This is a genomic window from Chryseolinea sp. T2 (assembly GCF_037203685.1).
Classification (GTDB): Bacteria; Bacteroidota; Bacteroidia; order Cytophagales; family Cyclobacteriaceae; genus Chryseolinea.
Map to the genome: position 1 here is coordinate 137153 of NZ_JBBCAU010000007.1, position 19844 is coordinate 156996.

16 protein-coding genes are annotated in these 19844 nt (G+C 47.5%); 4 read left to right on the forward strand and 12 right to left on the reverse strand.

Translation table 11 applies throughout. The features are described 5' to 3' along the window. Position 1: 1 nt before the first annotated feature. The 5 genes from WBG78_RS21740 to WBG78_RS21760 all read right to left on the reverse strand — a co-directional run bounded on the left by WBG78_RS21740 (position 2) and on the right by WBG78_RS21760 (position 6939). Positions 2–835: a CheR family methyltransferase gene (locus WBG78_RS21740; RefSeq protein ID WP_337328601.1), complete on the reverse strand. Its 834-nt coding sequence runs from the start codon at positions 833–835 to the stop codon at positions 2–4. After that, entirely contained in the window at positions 835–1215 is a 381-nt protein-coding gene (locus WBG78_RS21745) for a response regulator (protein WP_337328602.1), read from the reverse strand. Before WBG78_RS21745 ends, WBG78_RS21740 begins: the two co-directional genes overlap by 1 nt. Then, entirely contained in the window at positions 1199–4792 is a 3594-nt protein-coding gene (locus WBG78_RS21750; protein WP_337328603.1) for a response regulator, read from the reverse strand. The genes WBG78_RS21745 and WBG78_RS21750 overlap by 17 nt, the downstream gene beginning before the upstream one ends. Positions 4793–4846: 54 nt before the next feature. Beyond that, positions 4847–6100 carry a hybrid sensor histidine kinase/response regulator gene (locus WBG78_RS21755; RefSeq protein WP_337328604.1) on the reverse strand — a complete coding sequence of 418 codons (1254 nt, stop codon included), beginning with the start codon at positions 6098–6100 and terminating at the stop codon, positions 4847–4849. A 212-nt stretch (positions 6101–6312) separates the two neighbouring features. Beyond that, complete coding sequence (locus WBG78_RS21760; RefSeq protein WP_337328605.1) at positions 6313–6939, reverse strand: hypothetical protein; 627 nt, start codon at positions 6937–6939, stop codon at positions 6313–6315. A 270-nt stretch (positions 6940–7209) separates the two neighbouring features. Here WBG78_RS21760 and WBG78_RS21765 point away from each other — a divergent pair, with 270 nt between their 5' ends. Then, on the forward strand, positions 7210–7692 hold the full coding sequence (locus tag WBG78_RS21765) for a hypothetical protein (RefSeq protein WP_337328606.1): 483 nt from the start codon (positions 7210–7212) through the stop codon (positions 7690–7692). Positions 7693–7795: 103 nt separating this feature from the next. Here the strand turns inward: WBG78_RS21765 and WBG78_RS21770 are convergent, their stop codons facing one another. Beyond that, the gene (locus WBG78_RS21770; protein ID WP_337328607.1) at positions 7796–9292 is read right to left on the reverse strand and encodes a M48 family metallopeptidase; all 1497 of its coding nucleotides are present in this window, start codon (positions 9290–9292) and stop codon (positions 7796–7798) included. 243 nt (positions 9293–9535) lie between these two features. Here WBG78_RS21770 and WBG78_RS21775 point away from each other — a divergent pair, with 243 nt between their 5' ends. Then, the gene (locus WBG78_RS21775) at positions 9536–11743 is read left to right on the forward strand and encodes a S9 family peptidase (RefSeq protein ID WP_337328608.1); all 2208 of its coding nucleotides are present in this window, start codon (positions 9536–9538) and stop codon (positions 11741–11743) included. 17 nt (positions 11744–11760) lie between these two features. Here the strand turns inward: WBG78_RS21775 and WBG78_RS21780 are convergent, their stop codons facing one another. The 5 genes from WBG78_RS21780 to WBG78_RS21800 form a co-directional block, all read right to left on the reverse strand. Continuing rightward, a complete protein-coding gene (locus WBG78_RS21780) occupies positions 11761–11961 on the reverse strand; it encodes a hypothetical protein (RefSeq protein WP_337328609.1) in 201 nt (66 codons plus the stop codon). A 132-nt stretch (positions 11962–12093) separates the two neighbouring features. Beyond that, positions 12094–12735, reverse strand: coding sequence for a hypothetical protein (locus WBG78_RS21785; protein ID WP_337328610.1), 642 nt, complete (start codon positions 12733–12735; stop codon positions 12094–12096). Continuing rightward, complete coding sequence (locus WBG78_RS21790; RefSeq protein WP_337328611.1) at positions 12735–15143, reverse strand: TonB-dependent receptor; 2409 nt, start codon at positions 15141–15143, stop codon at positions 12735–12737. Before WBG78_RS21790 ends, WBG78_RS21785 begins: the two co-directional genes overlap by 1 nt. A 47-nt stretch (positions 15144–15190) precedes the next feature. After that, positions 15191–15604, reverse strand: a complete 414-nt coding sequence (locus WBG78_RS21795) for a hypothetical protein (protein WP_337328612.1) — start codon at positions 15602–15604, stop codon at positions 15191–15193. A 138-nt stretch (positions 15605–15742) separates the two neighbouring features. After that, positions 15743–16648 (reverse strand): DUF2167 domain-containing protein, encoded by a 906-nt coding sequence (locus WBG78_RS21800; protein WP_337328613.1) that lies wholly within the window; start codon positions 16646–16648, stop codon positions 15743–15745. Between the two features lie 267 nt (positions 16649–16915). Here WBG78_RS21800 and WBG78_RS21805 point away from each other — a divergent pair, with 267 nt between their 5' ends. Next, positions 16916–17218, forward strand: a complete 303-nt coding sequence (locus WBG78_RS21805; RefSeq protein ID WP_337328614.1) for a YciI family protein — start codon at positions 16916–16918, stop codon at positions 17216–17218. A 46-nt stretch (positions 17219–17264) separates the two neighbouring features. Beyond that, positions 17265–18776, forward strand: a complete 1512-nt coding sequence (locus WBG78_RS21810; RefSeq protein ID WP_337328615.1) for a serine hydrolase — start codon at positions 17265–17267, stop codon at positions 18774–18776. Here the strand turns inward: WBG78_RS21810 and WBG78_RS21815 are convergent. Next, positions 18754–19761 (reverse strand): zinc-binding alcohol dehydrogenase family protein, encoded by a 1008-nt coding sequence (locus WBG78_RS21815; RefSeq protein ID WP_337328616.1) that lies wholly within the window; start codon positions 19759–19761, stop codon positions 18754–18756. The two genes, WBG78_RS21810 and WBG78_RS21815, sit on opposite strands and share 23 nt — an antisense overlap. Positions 19762–19844: the final 83 nt, after the last annotated feature.

Consider the following 19844-nt stretch of genomic DNA (forward strand, 5'->3'; position numbering starts at 1 on the left):
GCTAGGCGATTTTACGCCAGATCCGTTCGCGGCCCTCCAATTGTTTGTATTTGTGAGCCATGGAGGTGAACTTGATCGTTTCCTTCGAACCCAATGCAAGATACCCCAGCGTCTCCAGACTATCATAGAAAAGGCGCATGGCCTTATCCTGAAGCGCCTTGTCAAAATAAATCATAACGTTCCGGCAAAGGATAAGCTGAAACTCGTTGAATGTCCCGTCTGATACGAGGTTGTGGGTTGCTAACACTACACGTTTCCCCAATGACTCATCGAACTTAGCTGACGAATATTGGGCTGTATAATAAGACGAAAAGTCAGCGCGTCCACCCGACAAAATGTAATTCTCGGAATACTGCTTCATCTGACTCAATGGAAATATTCCTGCCCGGGCAGTTTGCAATACCGATGGATTGATGTCTGTAGCATATTGTACAGCCTTATGCTGAAGGTTTGCTTCCTTTAGCAGAATTGCAAGAGAATATACCTCTTCTCCTGTCGAACATCCGGCATGCCAGATGCGAATCATCGGCCACGTAGCAAGCACGGGCAGAATTTGTTCCCGGAGAGTCCGGTAGAAGTGAGGATCACGAAACATTTCTGTTACGTTCACCGTCACTTGTTCCACAAATCTTGTGAGATAGCTGGCATCGTCTATCAATCGGAATCTGAATTCGGCAAAACTCAGGAACCGGTCCTGGTCCATCAAGCGCGTAACACGTCTCTTAAATGAAGCGCGTGAATAGTCCGTAAAATCATATCCGTAACGATCAATCAAATCGCCTAACAGCAACTCAATCTGCTGGTCGGTAAGTTCGATTCCGCTCCCGGTTTTCATCACTTAATCATGCGGGTAATGACTTCCATGAGTTGATCCACATCAATCGGTTTGGATAAGTAGGCATCAGCACCTGCTGCCAGACACTTATCCCGATCGCCAACCATTGCCTGTGCAGTGACCGCGACAACAGGCAACAAATTTCTTCCGCTTCTTCGTATCTCACGAATAGCTTCGTAACCGTCCATGTCCGGCATCATCATGTCGATGAGTACCATTTTTATTGCAGGTTCTGAATTGATCAGCGCCAGTCCTTCAGCCGCGCTGCTGGCACATAGAGGATTCAGCGATCGCGACTTAAGCACCGCCTTCAATGCAAAAATATTGCGTTGATCATCATCAATGATCAATACGGTACTATTATCAATGACCTCCTTCATACAACCAGACTCGTAGTAAAGAAAACAACTGATCGGCATCAATAGGCTTCGTGATATAATCTGACGCACCAGCATCAATGCATTTGGCCCGATCTCCCATCATAGCCTTCGCGGTTACGGCAATGATCGGTAACTTTCGGAATTGATGAATGTTGCGGATTTCGCGGATTGATTCGTATCCATCCATTTCCGGCATCATCATGTCCATCAAAACAATATCGATCTGCGGCGCCCCTTTAAGTTTCTCCAGCGCGTCCTTTCCATCCACAGCAGGTATCACATTCATTTCATACTTCTCAAGCGCCTTGGTAAGAGAAAAAATGTTTCTCATATCATCGTCGGCGATCAGTACCGTCTTATTCTTCAGCACTTCATTGAGTGCCCCGAGCTTCGCATAATTTGTCGCTTGTAGTGGAGCGTTCTTGTCCTTCTCCATGAGATGGAGAAACAGCGATACCTCATCGAGAATGCGGCGATACGAATGCGCCGTCTTAATGACAATCGTATCGGCGTATTGCTTGATACGCATTTCTTCGGCATGGGACAAGCTCTTGCCTGTAAAGATGATGATAGGCATTCCTTCAAGACCGGGAGTCTTCTTCACGGCTTCCAGGGTATCATATGACGACTGATCCGGCACGCCCATATCCAGGATCACACAATCGACATTCTTCTCCTTGAACGATTGAATTGTCTGATCGATCCTTGAGGTGACTTCGATATTGACCGCAAAACTTTCCAGGTAGTAGGCAAGCGCCGTGGCATGTTGCGTATTCTCTTCGACGATCAATACCTTTTTCGGGTGTTGCGTCAGAACATATTCAATACGCTGAAAAATATCCTGCATCTGTTCCGAGGTAACGGGTTTTGTAAGAACATCGATCGCACCACGTACCCGCCCCTCATTCTTCGCTTCGTATGAAGACATAATGTGGACTGGGATATGACGTGTTAACGGATCAGCTTTGAGCTCTTCCATTACCTGCCATCCGCTCTTCACGGGGAGCTGAATATCAAGGAGGATTCCCACGGGAAGCAATGCCGCTGCGAGTTCTACCGCTTCATCACCACGAACAGCGACAACCGCTTTATAACCCTTCTTTCGCGTATAATCGAGTAACGCCTTAGCAAAGTTAACATCGTCTTCTACGATGAGAATAGCTTTGTCATACGCTCCAATGCTATTTCTGTCATCCGGCAGTCCTTCGGGTATATTCGGACTGATAAATTTGTCTGCAGCCGCCTTAGGTGTCGCCACTCTATCGATAGCTACACTCAATGACTCCTTCGATGGCGATGATCCTGTTACCGCCGCGGCCTGCTTTCGCAACGGTACGGTTAGAGTAAACTCGCTGCCTGTTCCTGGTTCGCTGGTCAGGCTTATTTCCCCACCTAATAATTTCGCGAGCTCGCGGCTTATTGAAAGACCAAGACCTGTACCTCCGAACTTTCTGCGAGTCGAACCGTCGGCCTGCTGAAAAGCTTCGAACACCAGCTTCTGCTTGTCTGATGGAATTCCAATCCCGGTATCCTTTACTATGAACTTCACCAGATCCGGCATCTCTCCCGCACGCAATGAAAGTTTAACATATCCCTTCTCCGTAAACTTGATGGCGTTCGAAAGGAGATTGCGAAGGATCTGATCCAAACGCATCTTGTCAGTCTCGATCATCGGAGGCAGTCCACCGTCAGTCTCCACTTCAAAAGAAATGTTCTTATCACGCGCCACGGGTCCGAACAGTCCCACAAGATCTCCAACGATTTCCTTCAGCGACACTGCCTTGTACTCCAGCTGCATCTTTCCGGCTTCAATCTTGGACAGGTCGAGAATCTCGTCAATCAGCGATAACAGTCCATTACCTGAACTCTGAATAACGCGGGCATATTCAATCTGATCTGTGCTAAGGTTGTTCTCGAGATTTTCGGTGAGCAACCGCGACAACAACAAAATTGAATTCAGCGGTGTCCTGAGCTCATGCGACATGTTTGCCAGGAACTCAGACTTATAACGTGAACTTTCCGACAGCTCTTCAGCCTGGCGCTGGATGTCGATGTTTCGTTCAGTAATAATAAAATTCTTTTCCTCGAGCATACGGCTGCGCTCCTCCAATTCCTGGTTCGCCTGTTTAAGCTCCTCCTGCTGCACCTTCAATTCCTCTTCGGAAGCCTGCAATTTTTCCGCCTGCACTTCGAGCTCACTGGTAAGATTTTCCATCTCGGTATGCTGAACTCTTAATTCCTCTGCCTGTGCCTGCGTCTCATCCAACAGATGCTGGAGCCGGCGACGGTTGAGGGAAATATTGATGGCAATCCCAATGATCGATGCACTGTTCGCAAGCAAATCCAATTCAAGGGCGCTATAGTTTGACAATGAACCCAGCTCGATTGCTCCTGCAACATAATATCCGTCAAAAACGGGAAATGCCACCACCGACGATGGACGCGCTTCACCTGTTGCAAAGGTTATGCTTAAGTTGTTTTCAGGAATATCCGTAAGAACAATCGGCCTTTTACTCGCAACGGCCTGTCCAAGCGCACCGTCGCCAACTTTAATAGCCGGTCTGCTTGCCGGCAAACAGGAGAACCCCGCCGTAGGCACAAGATCCGTTCCCTGTGACAGATACACAACACCTACCTGGCTGTTTGTATAGGTTGCCAGCGTCTCCACTACATCCTTACATAGAGTTTCAACTTCCTTTTCGCCAAGCATCACCTCATTCAATTTGGTGATGCCCTGCTGGAGCCATTCTTTATCGGCAAGGGATTTGAATGAATACTGCAGCGACTCTGCCATTCTGTTAAGCGCACCTGCTACGCTACCAAGTGCGTCGCTTTGTTTGTCGTCAACACGCACTTCATAGTTGCCCTGAGCGACTTTGTCGGCAATACCGCGAATAATGGAAATCCGGTTGCTGATTTCTTTATCCTTGTCTTCGAGTTCTCCCTGAAGACGAATCCGTTCATCGTAATCTCTCTTAACCCGCATGTAGAAAGAGATCGTGATCAGTAAAGCAAGCACGGCAGCAACTACAATCAGCCGCGGCGTGAAGCTTGCAAACTTATTAAGATCATCAGTTCGCGTCTGCAGAAGTGCAAGTTCACTTTGTTCCATCTCGGTCACCAGCGCGCGAAGTCGTTGCATGATGCCATATCCTGCGAGTAAATCGTCGTTACTAACGATCTCGTTCGTCTCTTTCCTTTTAACGCTCTTATCGAGATACTCAAAACGCTCCACTACAATGTCATTTAACAAGGGCATCCGTGCGCGCTGCTCCTCGTTATCATTTGTCAGCGTTCGCATCACCGCAAGGCCTTCCATGGCGCGTGTACGGGCTTCGTTGTATGCCTGCAACATCGTTCTGTCTCCGGTCAACAGAAATCCTCGCTGCACACTTTCAGCGTCAGTCACAGACCCGCGAAATCTTTCCAGCGTCTGAATAACTTCATGCGTGTGATTTACCCATTGGGAGCTTTCAAGCAGATTGGAAATGCTTACGTAGGAAGCAATGGAAGTTATAATTAGAATGATCAGTGATGCACTGAAACCAAAGAGCAGGTTTCTTCGAACGTTATTCATGTCTCTGTCGACTTAACTATTGTTTACTATTGTGTGAGGGTATGAAGATTGTTTCTATTCTGAATACTCTACTTCCTTACTTATTCTGGCGTTGCTGGAATGACGAAAGGGCAGCACAATGACAAATGTCGCACCGGAGTTCTCCTGGGCGTAGGCCACGATCAGTCCCTCGTGCCGCTCGACAACTTTATGAACAATGGACAAACCAATTCCTGTCCCTTCAAATTGATCGCGATCGTTTAAACGCTGAAATATTTCAAAGATCTTATCGGCATATTCCTGCTTGAATCCGATTCCGTTATCACGAAATGTGATACGACACCAATCTCCCGTGGACGACGGCACCGATGTAACACTTCGGGTCTCGATTCGTTCAGCCTTAATGTGAATGGTGCAGGGCACATCCGGCTTGCGAAACTTAAGAGAGTTGCTGATCAGATTTTGAAATACCTGCCTGATCTGTGAGGGCATTACTTCTATCTCCGGCAAATCATCCATTTCGATAACCGGCTGAAGAGCATACGACGGAAATTCCAGATCGCCAATCGTTTCTTCAAGTATGGTTGTGAGCCTCGTCTTGACAAATACCTCTTCGGCATTGACAATGGAGTACCGAAGCAGATCGGTGATCAGATTACGTAGACGCTTCGTAGACGAGAATATCTTCTCAAAATAGTATTGGATCTTTGACCTATCATCAAGATATCGTTCGAGGCAGATATTGATAAAAGTCTGGATCTTTCTAAGTGGCTCCTGAAGATCGTGCGACGCCACGTACACAAACTGCTGCAGCTCTTTGTTGCTTTGTTCAAGCCGTTGATTGGACCTGAACAGCTCCCGCGTGCGTTCGGCTACTTTTTGCTCCAGCAAGTTCTCGGCCGCTTTCCTCCATTCAATCTCGTCACGAAGAGATTTTTCCAATGCCATCAGTTGCTGAGTCTGCTCGGATAAACGGTAAAACGTTTTGACCTTTAGAAGAAGAATATCGGGATCAAATGGCTTGGTCACATAGTCGATGCCACCGGAGCGATATCCCTTCGTTACAAATTTCTTATGAGTATTGACTGCCGATAAAAAGATGATGGGAATATCGCGACTCTTGCTATAGCCGGTGATCGCATCCGCGACTTCAAATCCGTCCATGTCTGGCATCTGAACATCCAAAATCACGAGAGAGTAATTGTTCAGAATGATCTTCCTCAACGCCTCTTCACCAGAGGAAGCAGAATCCACGTCGAAGTTGTTGAGGACAAGAAGTGACCTCAGTGAAAAGATGTTTTCCTGGTTGTCGTCTACGATAAGTATCATTCAAATCAGGTATCAAGGCGCGACTGCAGCGGCAGCCAGGTAGGTTTGTTTCCCGGGTCTATGCGCGAAAAATATACCAACTAAGACGTTTGGCAGCTAAATGCGGTTGAAAGGCAACTGAGCCCGATTCAACACGCATTTACAAAGCCATTTGAAATGGATGGCGACATTTGTTGTGGAAAAATATCTACAGTTTCGTTTATATTATTGCATCAACGGCTTACCAGTCCTTCAGCCAAAGCCTGCCACTGAATTTCAGAGAATCGCGCCCGGGCTGCCCATGCCACCATATGATTTCTCACTTTATCAACCACATTGGCCGTGTCGTTGTTCGGCTTGATGTTGCGGTCACTAATCGTAACCACTACCCGTTGCCCCTTTCTGATAACCTGAAAGGTGCTCGTTGACTCGTCATCATAGAAATGGTCGGGACCACTGCGATTTGTTGCCGGTTGGCTTGAGGGCCTTACCCTAAATCCATACATGTCGGCGTCATCAGAAAGCTCTTCTATCTTTACCCAGTCGTAACCTTTTCCGGAAGTACCGCCTGGTCCCATCACGTCAATCCTCAGATAGTCTCCTTCCTGCGCCTTCCGAAAAACTTCAAGACCTTCCTTGTTCACAAGCTGAAATTCCGCCGATAACTTGCCGGCAATGACTGACCAGCTGTTAACATGTTGCATTCTGTTTTTAACCAGTTCGAAAAAAAAATTTGCCGTCTTTTCCGTACTCAACACAGCAAATGCACTCGCGTCGATTGCTTTTCCTGAACGTTGAGGAGGTACAAGAGATCCACTAACATTAGAATTGTCTGTGTTTCGATTTTCATTCTCGTTCATATCACATCGTACCAAAAAGTCATGCCACAGGATTTAAGAAACTGTAGGGCATTTACAACGCATGGTGTATTTGCGGCGCCTCAGGTGCGATACCCCGGATTGACTATGAATTTCCACACTTCTCCACCTAACGTGGAAATCGCTTTCTATAAATGCGGTCGTATGTTGGATTAGTTTTGAATAATGATCCATCATCACGCGATGACCAAGTGGCACGCATATTGACCACTTTAAATAAGAATTAGTTGACCTGGCTTTAATATCAACGTTATGAATACAATAACAATCATAGCCATTTTGATTATCAGTCTCTTCTTCACCATCACTTTCGTTGTGATACTGAAGAGTCGTGGACCGTGGGGAAGTGCATGGACTTTCTTAACTATTAATATATTATGGCTGGCAGCCGTATCGTTGTGGATACCACCGGCAGGGCCACTATGGATTGGTGCACCGTGGATTGACTTATTTATTACAGGATTACTGCTGTCATTTTTGTTGTCTGCGACGCCGGGCTCATCACCGAATGCACGTGCAGATGAGGAAGACATTCTGAACGAAAATAACCAGAAGAGCTCTGTCAAGACTATCCAGCACAACGGTGTCTCTATTGTTACTTCAACGGAGAAAGCGTCAAAAGACGAAGCGATGGCTATCCCCAGTCACGGCACAGCAACGAAGGTAAGGGTCGGCGGATTGTTCTGGATGTTGTTGCTTTGTTTGTGCGCGCTCATAATAATTGGCGCGGTGTGAGTGCCGTTATCCGATGCACTCAAGTATCCAATTCACTCAAGGGGATGCTTAGCCAATTGAATGTTACCATTGATTATGTTATCGACTAATCAGGAAGCTGCCATCAATCCAATCTGAAAGCGCGAATATCTTCGCCGAAACGTTCACTATACGCCGCGGCCACTTTCGCCTTTACCTGATCTCGCGACGTAAGATCGCTTGTTTCCCACAACAGGTAGTAGTGCGCAGGTTCTGCCTTATCGAAGTTCTGGCGATTGTTTATAAAATGATATGCCAGTTCTGCAACCTCCTCTTTCGAAAGATTAAAAAGCAGATTATTAACAAGGCGTTCGCCGCTGCTGAGGTTCGACGTGAATTGAGAAAGCATTGATATGTCGCCTTCATTCCTGGCATGATACATATCAACGAGTATCCGGCCTGTACGCATCACGAGATACGGATGTCCTGGATGAACTTTCAGCTGACGCAGGATATTGTATAATGCGACGTCATACTGACTGGTCTGATAGGCGGCCTCGATAGATTGAAAGGCCATCACCGACGCAATGGTCCTTCGCTCCTGTGTATCGATGTCGCTGTTCGAAACCACTGCATCGCATGGAAGCCTGTCCGAGTTTAAAACGTATCCGGAAAGCATCTGAATTCGTCTTTCCATTTGTGGATGTGAGCGGAGCGAATCGAAAGACCAAAGAAAGGTATTCGTCGGCTTTCGGTAGTAGATTTTCAAGCGCTCATCAAGCCAGTGATCTTTAAAAGGAAAGTCGTTGAATTGAAATTCCGTAAATAAATCACGTGTATCAGTCTGGCGCAATGACGCAAGAGTAGTCAACGCGTGCTCAGCGTTTGATGGCGCATAACCTGAACGTTGTATCATCGACAATGCCAGTGAATCGGCCTGCATTTCATGTTCGCGGCTCATGGCAGCGCTCGCATACATAGTCGTTCTGAAGGCGTCAATATATTCGTCGTTGACATCGGTAAGAAGAATTCTGGCGAATGTTGCCGCGGGGTTTCGCGCTTCACGCTCACGCGACAATGCACGAAGGCTTTGCTGAACATGAAGGAGCTCATCATGGGCCATCTCGTGAGCCAGTATGAATGCCAGTGATCCTTCATCCTGCATGTTTGCCAGTAGCCCGGTGGTAACTATAAATACTCCCGAACCGTAACACGCCGCGTTACTCTCAGGACTATTCATAATGAGCACAAGCCTGGGTTTTGAGCGCAGCCTGTTATTGCGCGCAAGCCTGTCAAAGTACCGCTCCACATAGCTCTGGATGCTATCGTTCTGTACAAAAGCATGCGCCCGAACCATTCTCTTCAAAAGTGTGGCCTGCCGAACCCTGACATGCTCAACCCATGGATCGCGTTTTTGATCGGCGTTTGATTCTCCGCTCAGGTGCCTGTCGATCCGCGACATTAATTCGACCGATCTCGGACCGTGAAGGGTCATTGGCGTGAAATTCAGTTGTTGCCCGCAAACCGAAAATGCACACATCGCCGTCAGCACCAGGGCCATCAGCAATGGTCCTGTTTTGGGACAAGCCCCGTTGGACGAGGTGCGTTTGTATTCGACGGATATCAACAATGGTACAGGCATTTGCTGGCAACTCTGGCCGTTGTTAAGGCAGCAGTATAAATCTGAGTGCTTATTCCATGGTAACCCATTACTGCAGTTCAAATATCACCCGAAAAGTGGCTAATCCACGCATTGCACCCGATTCTTAACGGCAGTCACATTACTGTATTGTCATAGCAGGTGTTATCTTTCGCCACTCATTCTGCCACCCTCGATGCAGATATGAAAGACAATTCAGCTAGTTATCAAACCATCATCTGCCCCATGGCCAAACATCACGGATTTCTCAGGAGCCTGCTAACGATCAGGTCCCTTGCATTTCTATTCCTGCTGCTCGTATCACATGTCATCAGTGCCCAGGATTTCATCTGGACTTCGGATGGAACCGGATTCTATGTTGTAGAGGAAAATGAACTCGTGCGATACGATGTCAAAGCGACAAGCCGCACCATCATCATTTCAGCAAACGACTTGCAGGTTAACAACCGCCGTCTGGATATCCGCTCTTTTTACTTTTCAGCAGACGGGACAACGGTCCTGATCTACACAAACTCCGTAAAAGTATGGAGACTGGATACACGGGGTGACTACTGGACGCTCAATCTGCAAACCAAGCAGCTTAAACAACTCGGAAAGGAGCTGCCTCCTTCCTCCCTGATGTTCGCTAAGTTCTCACCTGATAGCAAACGGGTGGCCTATGTGTCAGGTAACAATATTTATGTTGAAGATGTGACTACAGGTGCTCAAACTCAACTCACCCATGATGGAACACGAAAGTTGATCAACGGCACGTTCGACTGGGTCTACGAAGAAGAACTCGCATGCCGCGACGGCTTTCAATGGAGTCCCGATGGAAAGAACATCGCGTTCTGGCAGGTAGATGCCACGCGCATCCCTGATTTCAACATGATCAACAATACTGATTCTGTGTACTCGTCGATCATACCTGTAGAATATCCAACGGCCGGACAAGATCCTTCTTCTGTTCGCATTGGGATTATCCCGTCCTCGGGCGGCGATGTAAAATGGTTACCGATTCCGGGCGATCCCAAACAAAATTATCTGCCGAGGATGGAATGGAATTCTCCGAAGTCATTATTCGTTGAACAAATAAACCGGAAGCAAAACGAATCCCGCATTTACGATTGCAACACTGAAAGCGGGCAAATAAAACTCATACGCACCGAGACCGACAACGCCTGGGTAGACGTCATAACTCCATGGCAGGATTTTTACTTCATCGAGTTCAGACATCGCTTCCAATGGATCAATAACAACCAGGAGTTTATCTGGATAAGTGAAAAAGATGGATGGAGCCATCTGTATCGCATTACAAAAGCAGGGCATGAAGTGTTGATTACACCCGGCGCCTTCGACGTTATGAGCCTCGAAGCTATCGATGAAAAGAATAACCTCGTGTATTTTACTGCGTCTCCTTCGAATGCTTCACAAGCTTATTTGTTCAAGATGCGTCTGGATGGCAAAGGTAAACCTGAACAGGTTACACCAGCTGATCTTAAAGGAACACATGAGTATGACATTTCACCCCTTGGCAAATATGCCTGGCATACGTTCAGCAACACCTATACCCAACCCGTTGGCGAATTCATTTCACTACCTGATCACAAAGCTCTAAATGCCTCACAAAGCATTGCTGCCAGTCTTCCAAAGGCCACAGAAAAAAACAAGGTCGAATTCTTTAAAGTGAAGACAGAAGAGGGCGTAGAGCTGGACGGGTGGATGGTGAAGCCAGAGAACTTCGATCCGAAGAAGAAGTATCCAATCGTGTTCCTGGTTTATGCTGAGCCCGCAGGTGCGAACGTGAAAGACTCATATGGCACAGGCCGCAATCATCTGTATTCCGGCGACATGCGTGCAGACGGTTATATCTATGCAACTATCGACAATCGGGGAACACCAGCTCCCAAAGGCAAAACGTGGAGAAAGGCAATCTATCGCAATATCGGCCGGCTAAACATTAAAGATCAGGCGTTGGCTGTGAAAGAAATGTTAAAGTGGCCTTTTATCGATCCAGAGCGTGTAGCCGTATGGGGATGGAGCGGCGGCGGTTCAACCACTCTCAACCTTATGTTTCAATATCCGGAAATTTATAAGACCGGAATCGCCGTTGCAGCTGTGGCAAATCAACTTACGTACGACAACATCTATCAGGAGCGTTACATGGGAATCCCCCAGGAGACTATGGCTGATTATGTCGCTGGCTCACCAATTACACACGCGAAGAACCTCAAAGGTAACTTGCTTTACATCCATGGCACCGGAGACGACAATGTGCATTACGCTAACGCCGAAATGCTGATTAACGAATTAGTGAAGTACAACAAGCCATTTCAGTTCATGGCCTATCCAAATCGGACGCACAGTATCAAAGAAGGAATGGGCACAACAAAGCACCTGTCGACTTTGTACACGACTTTCCTTAAGATGCATTGCCCGCCCGGAGCGAGATAAGATCACTCAAACACGCCTCATCTGCGTTTGGACGATGAGGCGTGCTTTAGTTCAATGCTCAATTCTTTCTCCAGATCAGATTCTTTCACAACTGAAAGCTCCTGGCCGCAGCGTAAATGGAATACGATCTGACCTTCATTATCTTCGCTTACCTGAGTGATCGTCCATGATTTTCCCTCGTGGTCGAGCTTATCACCAGTTTTCAGTATCTTGTTCATAAGCTTTTTTTATCTACCACCCAAATACTATACCATCGCCCCAGGCACACCAAACGCGCCCGGGGTTGATATTGAAGTTAAAAAATGTGGAATCCTATCCCCTGATTTACTTCACTGGCCAAAAGCGCCACGTCATTTGATGCGAATTTCGAACATCACATTTAAGTCCGATTCTCCCATATCCGACGTTGAAGTTGCACTTTTGAGTTCGGGCTGATGTTTAAGGAGGATTCGAAACGAACCTGATGTCGGGGTGCCAGTAGTCCATATTGTATTCAGACCCAATGGCAGCCCGTTCACATCTTCGTCCTCGTATTGAATCGGATCGTTGCGGGAATCAATGTTACCATCACCCGAAGGATTAGTGAACAGATTGCCTGTCCATCCAAAGAAGATCATGTGTTCATCACCTTCAGCTTCCACTTCTGCAGAGATATCATATTCATCTGAGTCCTTATCTGCGAGATCGTTGTACATTCCAAGAGTCAGCATGTACGTGGTTCCTGCTTTCAGTTCAATTGGACCATCGGTCTCAATATCCCTAATGCCTTCAGCGTCCGGATCAACAGCCGTGCCGACAACGGGTTCACTACCGTCCTGAGGTGTAAATGTTAAGGTTACTGTGGTTACCATTTCAGGCGAATCCTCTCTTGTAGGCTCCTCCGCTTCACATGATGTCATGATACAAAGGATGATGACCATTAAACCTGCTGTATAGGTTGTTGCAAACAGTGCACTCTGCACATTGCAAACAATGAATCGGAACTTGTTCATCAGAAGATACATTTTACAGAAAGGATGATGTTACGTCCCATGTCGTCGGCATAGTATCGAAAGCGGTTCGTGTACTCGCGATATGAAGTGTTCAGCATATTCTCAGAAGCAAGCCGGAAGTCATACTGCGTACGCTTACCCCCGAGAGTCCATCCCACGGCGGCGTTCCAAAGCAGATATCCGTCAGGAGCGGCCATGTAATCGAAGTTTGATGGATCGCCGGCAAACGGATTGCTTCCTGATTCAATTGCATCTTTGATCTCTTCGATCGTCACAACCCTGGGCGAACGTGTTTGCTTTGCGACATACCGGAACTTCGTTTCAGCATAGAAATTCTTTCCGAATGCAAGCACCGGCTTTTCGTATCTAACAGTCAGATCATACCTGTTGGAAGGCACGTAGACCAGGTAGTCGTTGTTTCGAACATCGCTTGCCAACAACAGCGAACTGCTTCCCGCGATTTTCCAATGATGGCTGGCCTGCAACACAATGCTGGCATCGGCTCCAGTAAACAGTGCGTCTGTCTGCGTGTAACGAAAATATGGATACGTACCTCTTGAATTTTGTGTTATGCCTGTTGGACGCAGATAAGTGTAATTGAAAATGTAGTTGATGAAAGGACTAACCTGTATCGACCACTTGCGCCAGTCGAGCTGATATGTGATAACTGACTTTACTGCCTGTTCTGTGCGAAAGTTAACATCATCAAAGTTCATGACCTCGTTGGTAGAATCATTCAGCAGCAAACCATATTCAATTGCTGCAGCACTTTGATGTGTACCCAAACTAAAAAGCTCAGCAACATGCGGCGGTCTCCAGGCACTGCTAACACTTATCCGAAGCGATTGCTTATCGGTTATCTGGTGCGTTGCACCAACAGTTGCACTGGCATTGTTGAACTGAAACGATGTCGCATAATAAGTGTTCTTGAAATCGTAGCCCTTCACATCGTAGTAACGGAAGTCGTAACGGGCCCCGACATCGATAGTCCAGGTATGAAGTGAGATCTTGCTGAATCCAAAGGCCCCCGTATTGAAGGTAAAGAAGTTAGGAATGAAGGGGATGCGTTGAGTGCCCGGAACATTCTGATTGTCCTGCGTCATAAGATTCACGCCAAAGGTGTGACTAGCGCGGCCTGTATGAAGAGTTTCCCATTCGGCATCCAGGGTCTGCGTTGTGAGCTTCAGGTTCATGGCCGGCGTGTTTTCAAGATCACCCATGCGCAGATCGTATTCCTTTCGGTTATTCTGTTGCAATCCGTATTGAACACGCCACTCTCCGCGATCGGTCTGATGGTGACCATTGATCTTCAGCAGGCTGTGATTAACGGTTTGCCTGGGCGCACCTATGTCATATGAAAAATCAGTCGTGTACAAAGGCTCCTCGCGGCCCATAGCATTGGCAAGATCGTCCAGGTTGCCTATTGCAGTTCCTTTCAGAATGCCAAGCTCACTTTGAAAGCGGCTGAAAAACACATCAAACCCGCGCTTCTCTTCGTGATAACCTGTGGCCATGGAGAAATTGAATTCACGGACTCCGGTATTAGTCAACGAATAGTTGGGAGCATGATAATCACCGGCCCCTTTGGCTGTGCCCTGCAACCTCCATCCCCAGCCTGTCTTCTCTCCGATTCCACCTTCCAACGTACCGGATATTGTACCAGAGCGTCCGTTGCTTTGCAGCACGGTGTGTAACGCTCCCGTGATGCCGCCGCTCTCAGGCAATTCGGCCGGGTTCACTATGATGGTTCCCCCAAGAGCGTCGGAACCATACTTGATTGCAGACGCGTCCTTTACGACAACAACATTGGATGCAACGAACGGATCTATCTCCGGAGCATGTTCTGCTCCCCATTGCTGTCCCTCCTGTCGTATGCCATGATTTAATATCAGTATTCGTTGGCTGTGGACGCCGTGAATAACCGGCTTAAATATTCCGGGACCGGATTGAATACTATTCACACCTGTTACATCACGCATCACTTCACCAAGACTTTTACCCGCATTTTCGGATAGCTTTCGTTCATCAAGTTCGGCAATGTTCGTCGCCGTCTCGGTATGTTCGGCATCGTGATGAATAACGACTTCCTCAAGTTCAGTGGCTAGCTCCTTCAAGTGTATCTCACGATTGACGCTACCTGAAATGCGTAACGTCATCGAAAGGTCCTCATATCCGAGAAACTGAACTTTAACTGTGTAATCACCAGGACAGAGTCCTGAGAATTGAAATTTACCTTCTGCATCCGACAACTGCCCCAGCTGCCTGGGTGTGATCATGATGGCCGCCCCACTAAGTGGACGGTCTTGTTCATCGACAATGATACCAGTTAAAGAACTGGTACATGACGACTGGGCCGTGGCTGGTATGCAGAAACACAACCAGGGCGCCAGCAATAGTATACTGCGCATGAGCATTTTAAAATGGGAAAGGGTATTAAAGAATTACAGCGTCATTATTATGCGTGTAATTCTGAAGGCGGTCCCCTGGTAAGAAAGGTGTAGGTTACAATAACCGTCTCAAGGCTGTCTGGCAACAGCACTTTTGATATCGGTGGAGTGGTGAAGAAACCATGACTCGTATCGAACAGCGCCGGATCCGAGTGCGTTAGCGTGTGAATGAACGAACACGAATGCTTTTTGGCAAGGTGAAACTCATGCCGGCAACCGGTATCCACACCGTGGTACATGGACCGGTGGCATGGATCCTCTTCCTGTTTCGGAGAATGACTTGCAGTTGCCTCCTGGGGATGAAGCAGTTGGTGAAGGTAACCTGTCTGCGCTGTGCCTATTACATAGAGCAACAACATCGCTGCTGCACTGAGCATCCTCAGTGAGTTTTTGATCTGCCGCTTAGATACCAGGACCTTCATTCGTAAAAATCAATGGGTATTGACTGAATCGCTTGTTACCGGGTCAGTCCTAACCTTTGAGGGCACCAAAATAGAAAGAGCGCTTTCTATTTGCAACAATATTGCAAGTAGGAAGCGCTCTTTTATGATGACAGCGATTTATGCCTGATTATCTACGGGAAATTCTTTGACAGTCGGTGGTTCAGTTTTACGACGGAACCACTTGATCGCAGCAGATACCATTCCGACGATGGCGAGCCCGATTAGTTTGATGTTCTTTAACAGCAGAGCAAAGATTCCCGCTTTCGCCAGCACCTTGCCTGCCACCAGGCCTCCTACGGTCCAGGCAGCCACCTTGTCTATACCCGGATCAAAATCATCGTATTGATAACCATCGGCATATTGAAATGCGCTCAACACAGGATCGATGTTCTCTTTTACAGTTGGCAATGCATCCATTGAAGCAACGGCATTGAGAACCAAAACGCCCTTGCGTCCGAGCACGCGAACGTTGTAGTTAAGAGTGTGTACGTCAGAATTGCCGAAGCTTATCTCTTTGGCCCAGTGCAGTACTTTCTTGTCCTTATCGTAGAAAGGCTTTGATGCCCATCCAATGATTGAAATCGGATCGTAACCCTCCTGCTCACGCTCTTTGTTTTCCTCGGTTGTTTCCTCCTGCATATCGGAAAGCATGTCGTCGTAATCGATGTCGTCGGCATCATCATCTTTCACGAAACCCATCTCATCGTACGTAACAATAAATGCCCACGACTCTGCCGATGTAATAGGAATGTTCGAAGGAACAATCATTCCCATGGTGCCTTCACCGCCGGGGTTTCCCCACAGGTCATGAATTACAAAACGGGCCTGATCGGCATCGAGATAACGGAAGCCCTGAGGTACCTTCAGTATGCCGACATTGTTGTCGAATTTGATTTCACCCTCCTGGTAATGGAAGGTAGATTCGAGACTGTCCAGAAACACTTGCGTACTGTCGACTTCAGGGTCGGCTGCGAACGCAGGCAGCAAGACGCAGCTCAGCATTAGCGTAATTAATTGCTTCATAGGGGAAGGTTGGTAATATTGTAAATAAGTGACTCCATTCGGCAGACCGGTATCAGGTAACCAGCGCCGTACCCGTTGGATACAGCGAGCGACACTGTTGTGACCACACGCCGCCGGGGTACGCGGCAAACTGCCCTTTTCGGTTGACGAATGGAGTATGATACAGTCAGATTTCAGGCGTAAAAAGACCCGGAAACAGACCAATTAAACCATTCACTCATTTCACAATTCAATTCATAATTCATAATTCTTAATTCTTAATTCTTCATGTTTGTCATCGACCTGCACTACATCGTCGCCCTCGAAAAGCTCGACGCGCATATGACGGAACACGTTAAGTTCCTTCGTAAATACTATAGCCAGAACGTCTTCATCGCTTCCGGCAGAAAGGTGCCCAGAACAGGCGGGATCATTCTGGCCCTGGCAGATTCACGCGAAGCGCTGGATGAGATACTCAGCGAAGATCCTTTTTTCATTCATAAACTGGCAGAGTTCCGGATAACTGAATTTCAGACTTCACAAGTTCATCCGGAGTTTAAGAAGCTGCTCAATATGAAAAGACGGGAGTAATCGATATTTTGTAGCAACAAACATCCGCATTAACCTAAACTTTCCCATGCGAATAGCCGCCCTATGTGCTGCGCTTATGATCTCCGTTGTCGCCGCAGCACAGAAACCTGTCTCTCAAAAAACTATTAATGAGTTCGATTCATACGTCTCCAAAGCGATGAAGGAATGGGACGTTCCGGGTCTCTCCATCGTGGTGGTTAAAGACGGCAAGATATTGTTGAAGAAAGGTTATGGTGTGCGTGAACTTGGCAGACAGGGAGCAGTCGATACACAAACTCTCTTCTCCTGCGCGTCGACGACAAAAGCCATGACTGCTCTCGTTCTTGGAACGCTGGTGGACGAAGGAAAATTGAACTGGGATGATCCGGTAAACAAGTACATACCCGAGCTTCGCCTTCGTGATCCCTATGTCACACGTGAATTGAGAGTGCGCGATCTGTTACTGCACAATACAGGAGTTGCAGGCACCGACTACTTTTGGGACATAGCCGATTTTACATGGGAGGAAATGATTCAAAAGCTCGTGCACGTTGAACCCTCCTACTCATTCCGCGCCGGCTTCGAATATCAAAACACCATGTACATGATTGCTGGTGTTGTGATCGAACGTATCACTGGTAAGAAGTGGAACGATGTGATGACTGAACGATTGTTCAAGCCGCTGGGCATGACGAGTACGGTTCCCGATAGAGTGTTAACAAACTCTCCAAACATCACAAAGCCTCACTTTGCAATTAACGGTGAAATTAAAATCATCGGTTACGACAAGAGCACGCGAATTGGTGCGGCAGGTGGCGTATGGTCGAACGTTGACGACATGAGCAAATGGATACTGGCATTGCTCGACAGCGGAAAATATGAAGGCGGTCGACTGGTGAAAGCGGCTTCTTTTCGCGAGCTATTCAAGCCCCAGACCATTGCGCCTCATAACGATTATCCAACATTCAGTATTCTCAAACCACATTGGGTAACCTACGGCCTTGGTTGGTATCAGATCGACTACCGTGGTCGAATGGTAAACTTTCACACAGGTAGTCTGGCCGGGCTAACCGCTATCGCTGGCCTGCTGCAGGATGATCGATTCGGTGTGTATATCTTTGGTAACTACGACCACGCCGAAGTTCGTCACGCGCTAATGTATAAGGCATTCGATCATTTCGTGTTGGGCAATGACCGCGACTGGAATGCGGAGTTCAAGACACTTTATACTTCGCTGAAACAAGAACACGAAAAGCGTGTTAGAGAATTTGAAAATGATCGTGTTGCCAGTACCAAAACTACTTTGCCCCTTGCAGAGTTCGAAGGAGAATACGTCAATGAAGTTTATGGTATCACCAAAGTTACTGTGGTGGGCAACAGTCTGAGGTTCGATGTCAATAATGGGTTCCTGGTTGCTGAACTGCCGCACTGGCATTACGATACTTTCTACGGGGCAGCTGGAGATCATTACAAGCTGTCTGCGACGTTCATAGTCGGCGTCAACGGCAAGGTTGAAAAACTTAACTTCGATGGACTAGAGTTTGGAAAGAGTCAGGTCACAGCGAAACCATCGCCTTAATGACCTTCGACTTTGGATCGAGCAGCGCAGGAAAGCGTCCCGCTAATTCATCGAAATGCATTTGATGTGTGATATATGTAGTCGGGGTCACGAGACCCTTGCTCATGGCATCCATTACTTTATCAAAATCTTCCCGTGTGGCATTGCGGCTGCTCATGAGCGTAGCCTCACGCTTGTGGAATTCAGGATGCACCACGCCGATACGTTCGCGTTGTAATCCCACCAGAACATATCGACCTCCGTGCGCTATCATTTGAAAACTCTCCTCGATGGCCCGCAGATTTCCTGTGGCGTCTATGATTACCGTTGGCATATCCCCTGCGGTGATTTCACGAACAGTGTCGATTGCATTGGGACGCGACGCATTAACGGTAAAAGGAACGCGTAGTTTGGTGCGACAGAATTCCAGCCTGTCTTCGTTGATGTCCATAGCAATAACCTGTCCTCCTGCGATGCGGGCAAACTCCATGACTCCTAAACCAATCGGCCCGGCTCCCACTACGAGAACAAACTCACCCACTGCTACCTGTGCACGTCGGATCCCATGCGCCCCAATGGCAAGCGGCTCAACCAGGGCCAGCTCCTCGTAGGAAAGATCCGAGCAGATCAACTTATCGTTCGGTACCTGAAAGTACTCCACCATTCCCCCATCGCTGTGTACTCCACATACATTAAGCGTAGCGCAGCAATTGGGTTTTCCATTCCTGCAGGCGATGCAGGTTCCGCAATTGAAGTAAGGGATAAATGTTGCCCGCTCACCATGCTGTGGTTTGTTGCCGTTCCAGTCGTAAACATCGCCCGCCAACTCGTGACCAAGAATGCGCGGATAAGAAAAAAAGGGTTGTGTTCCCTCGAAGGCGTGCAAGTCAGTTCCACATATCCCAATGCGCCGGATTTTCAGAAGGACATGATTCTCCTTCAATGGCGCGGGATCGACATTTCTGTATTCGAATTGAAATGGCTCTGGGCAGACTAGTGCTTTCATCTGTTATTAATCTTCAATGTACTATCCTATCCAAATCATCGGATGAACAATATCAATCAGTTCTGATGGGATATCAATCCTGA

Bases quoted from the DNA above. Each gene is read 5' to 3' on its own strand.
- WBG78_RS21740 (WP_337328601.1), bottom strand. From the start codon at position 835: ATGAAAACCGGGAGCGGAATCGAACTTACCGACCAGCAGATTGAGTTG.
- WBG78_RS21745 (WP_337328602.1), bottom strand. From the start codon at position 1,215: ATGAAGGAGGTCATTGATAATAGTACCGTATTGATCATTGATGATGAT.
- WBG78_RS21750 (WP_337328603.1), bottom strand. From the start codon at position 4,792: ATGAATAACGTTCGAAGAAACCTGCTCTTTGGTTTCAGTGCATCACTG.
- WBG78_RS21755 (WP_337328604.1), bottom strand. From the start codon at position 6,100: ATGATACTTATCGTAGACGACAACCAGGAAAACATCTTTTCACTGAGG.
- WBG78_RS21760 (WP_337328605.1), bottom strand. From the start codon at position 6,939: ATGAACGAGAATGAAAATCGAAACACAGACAATTCTAATGTTAGTGGA.
- WBG78_RS21765 (WP_337328606.1), top strand. From the start codon at position 7,210: ATGAATACAATAACAATCATAGCCATTTTGATTATCAGTCTCTTCTTC.
- WBG78_RS21770 (WP_337328607.1), bottom strand. From the start codon at position 9,292: ATGCCTGTACCATTGTTGATATCCGTCGAATACAAACGCACCTCGTCC.
- WBG78_RS21775 (WP_337328608.1), top strand. From the start codon at position 9,536: ATGGCCAAACATCACGGATTTCTCAGGAGCCTGCTAACGATCAGGTCC.
- WBG78_RS21780 (WP_337328609.1), bottom strand. From the start codon at position 11,961: ATGAACAAGATACTGAAAACTGGTGATAAGCTCGACCACGAGGGAAAA.
- WBG78_RS21785 (WP_337328610.1), bottom strand. From the start codon at position 12,735: ATGAACAAGTTCCGATTCATTGTTTGCAATGTGCAGAGTGCACTGTTT.
- WBG78_RS21790 (WP_337328611.1), bottom strand. From the start codon at position 15,143: ATGCGCAGTATACTATTGCTGGCGCCCTGGTTGTGTTTCTGCATACCA.
- WBG78_RS21795 (WP_337328612.1), bottom strand. From the start codon at position 15,604: ATGAAGGTCCTGGTATCTAAGCGGCAGATCAAAAACTCACTGAGGATG.
- WBG78_RS21800 (WP_337328613.1), bottom strand. From the start codon at position 16,648: ATGAAGCAATTAATTACGCTAATGCTGAGCTGCGTCTTGCTGCCTGCG.
- WBG78_RS21805 (WP_337328614.1), top strand. From the start codon at position 16,916: ATGTTTGTCATCGACCTGCACTACATCGTCGCCCTCGAAAAGCTCGAC.
- WBG78_RS21810 (WP_337328615.1), top strand. From the start codon at position 17,265: ATGCGAATAGCCGCCCTATGTGCTGCGCTTATGATCTCCGTTGTCGCC.
- WBG78_RS21815 (WP_337328616.1), bottom strand. From the start codon at position 19,761: ATGAAAGCACTAGTCTGCCCAGAGCCATTTCAATTCGAATACAGAAAT.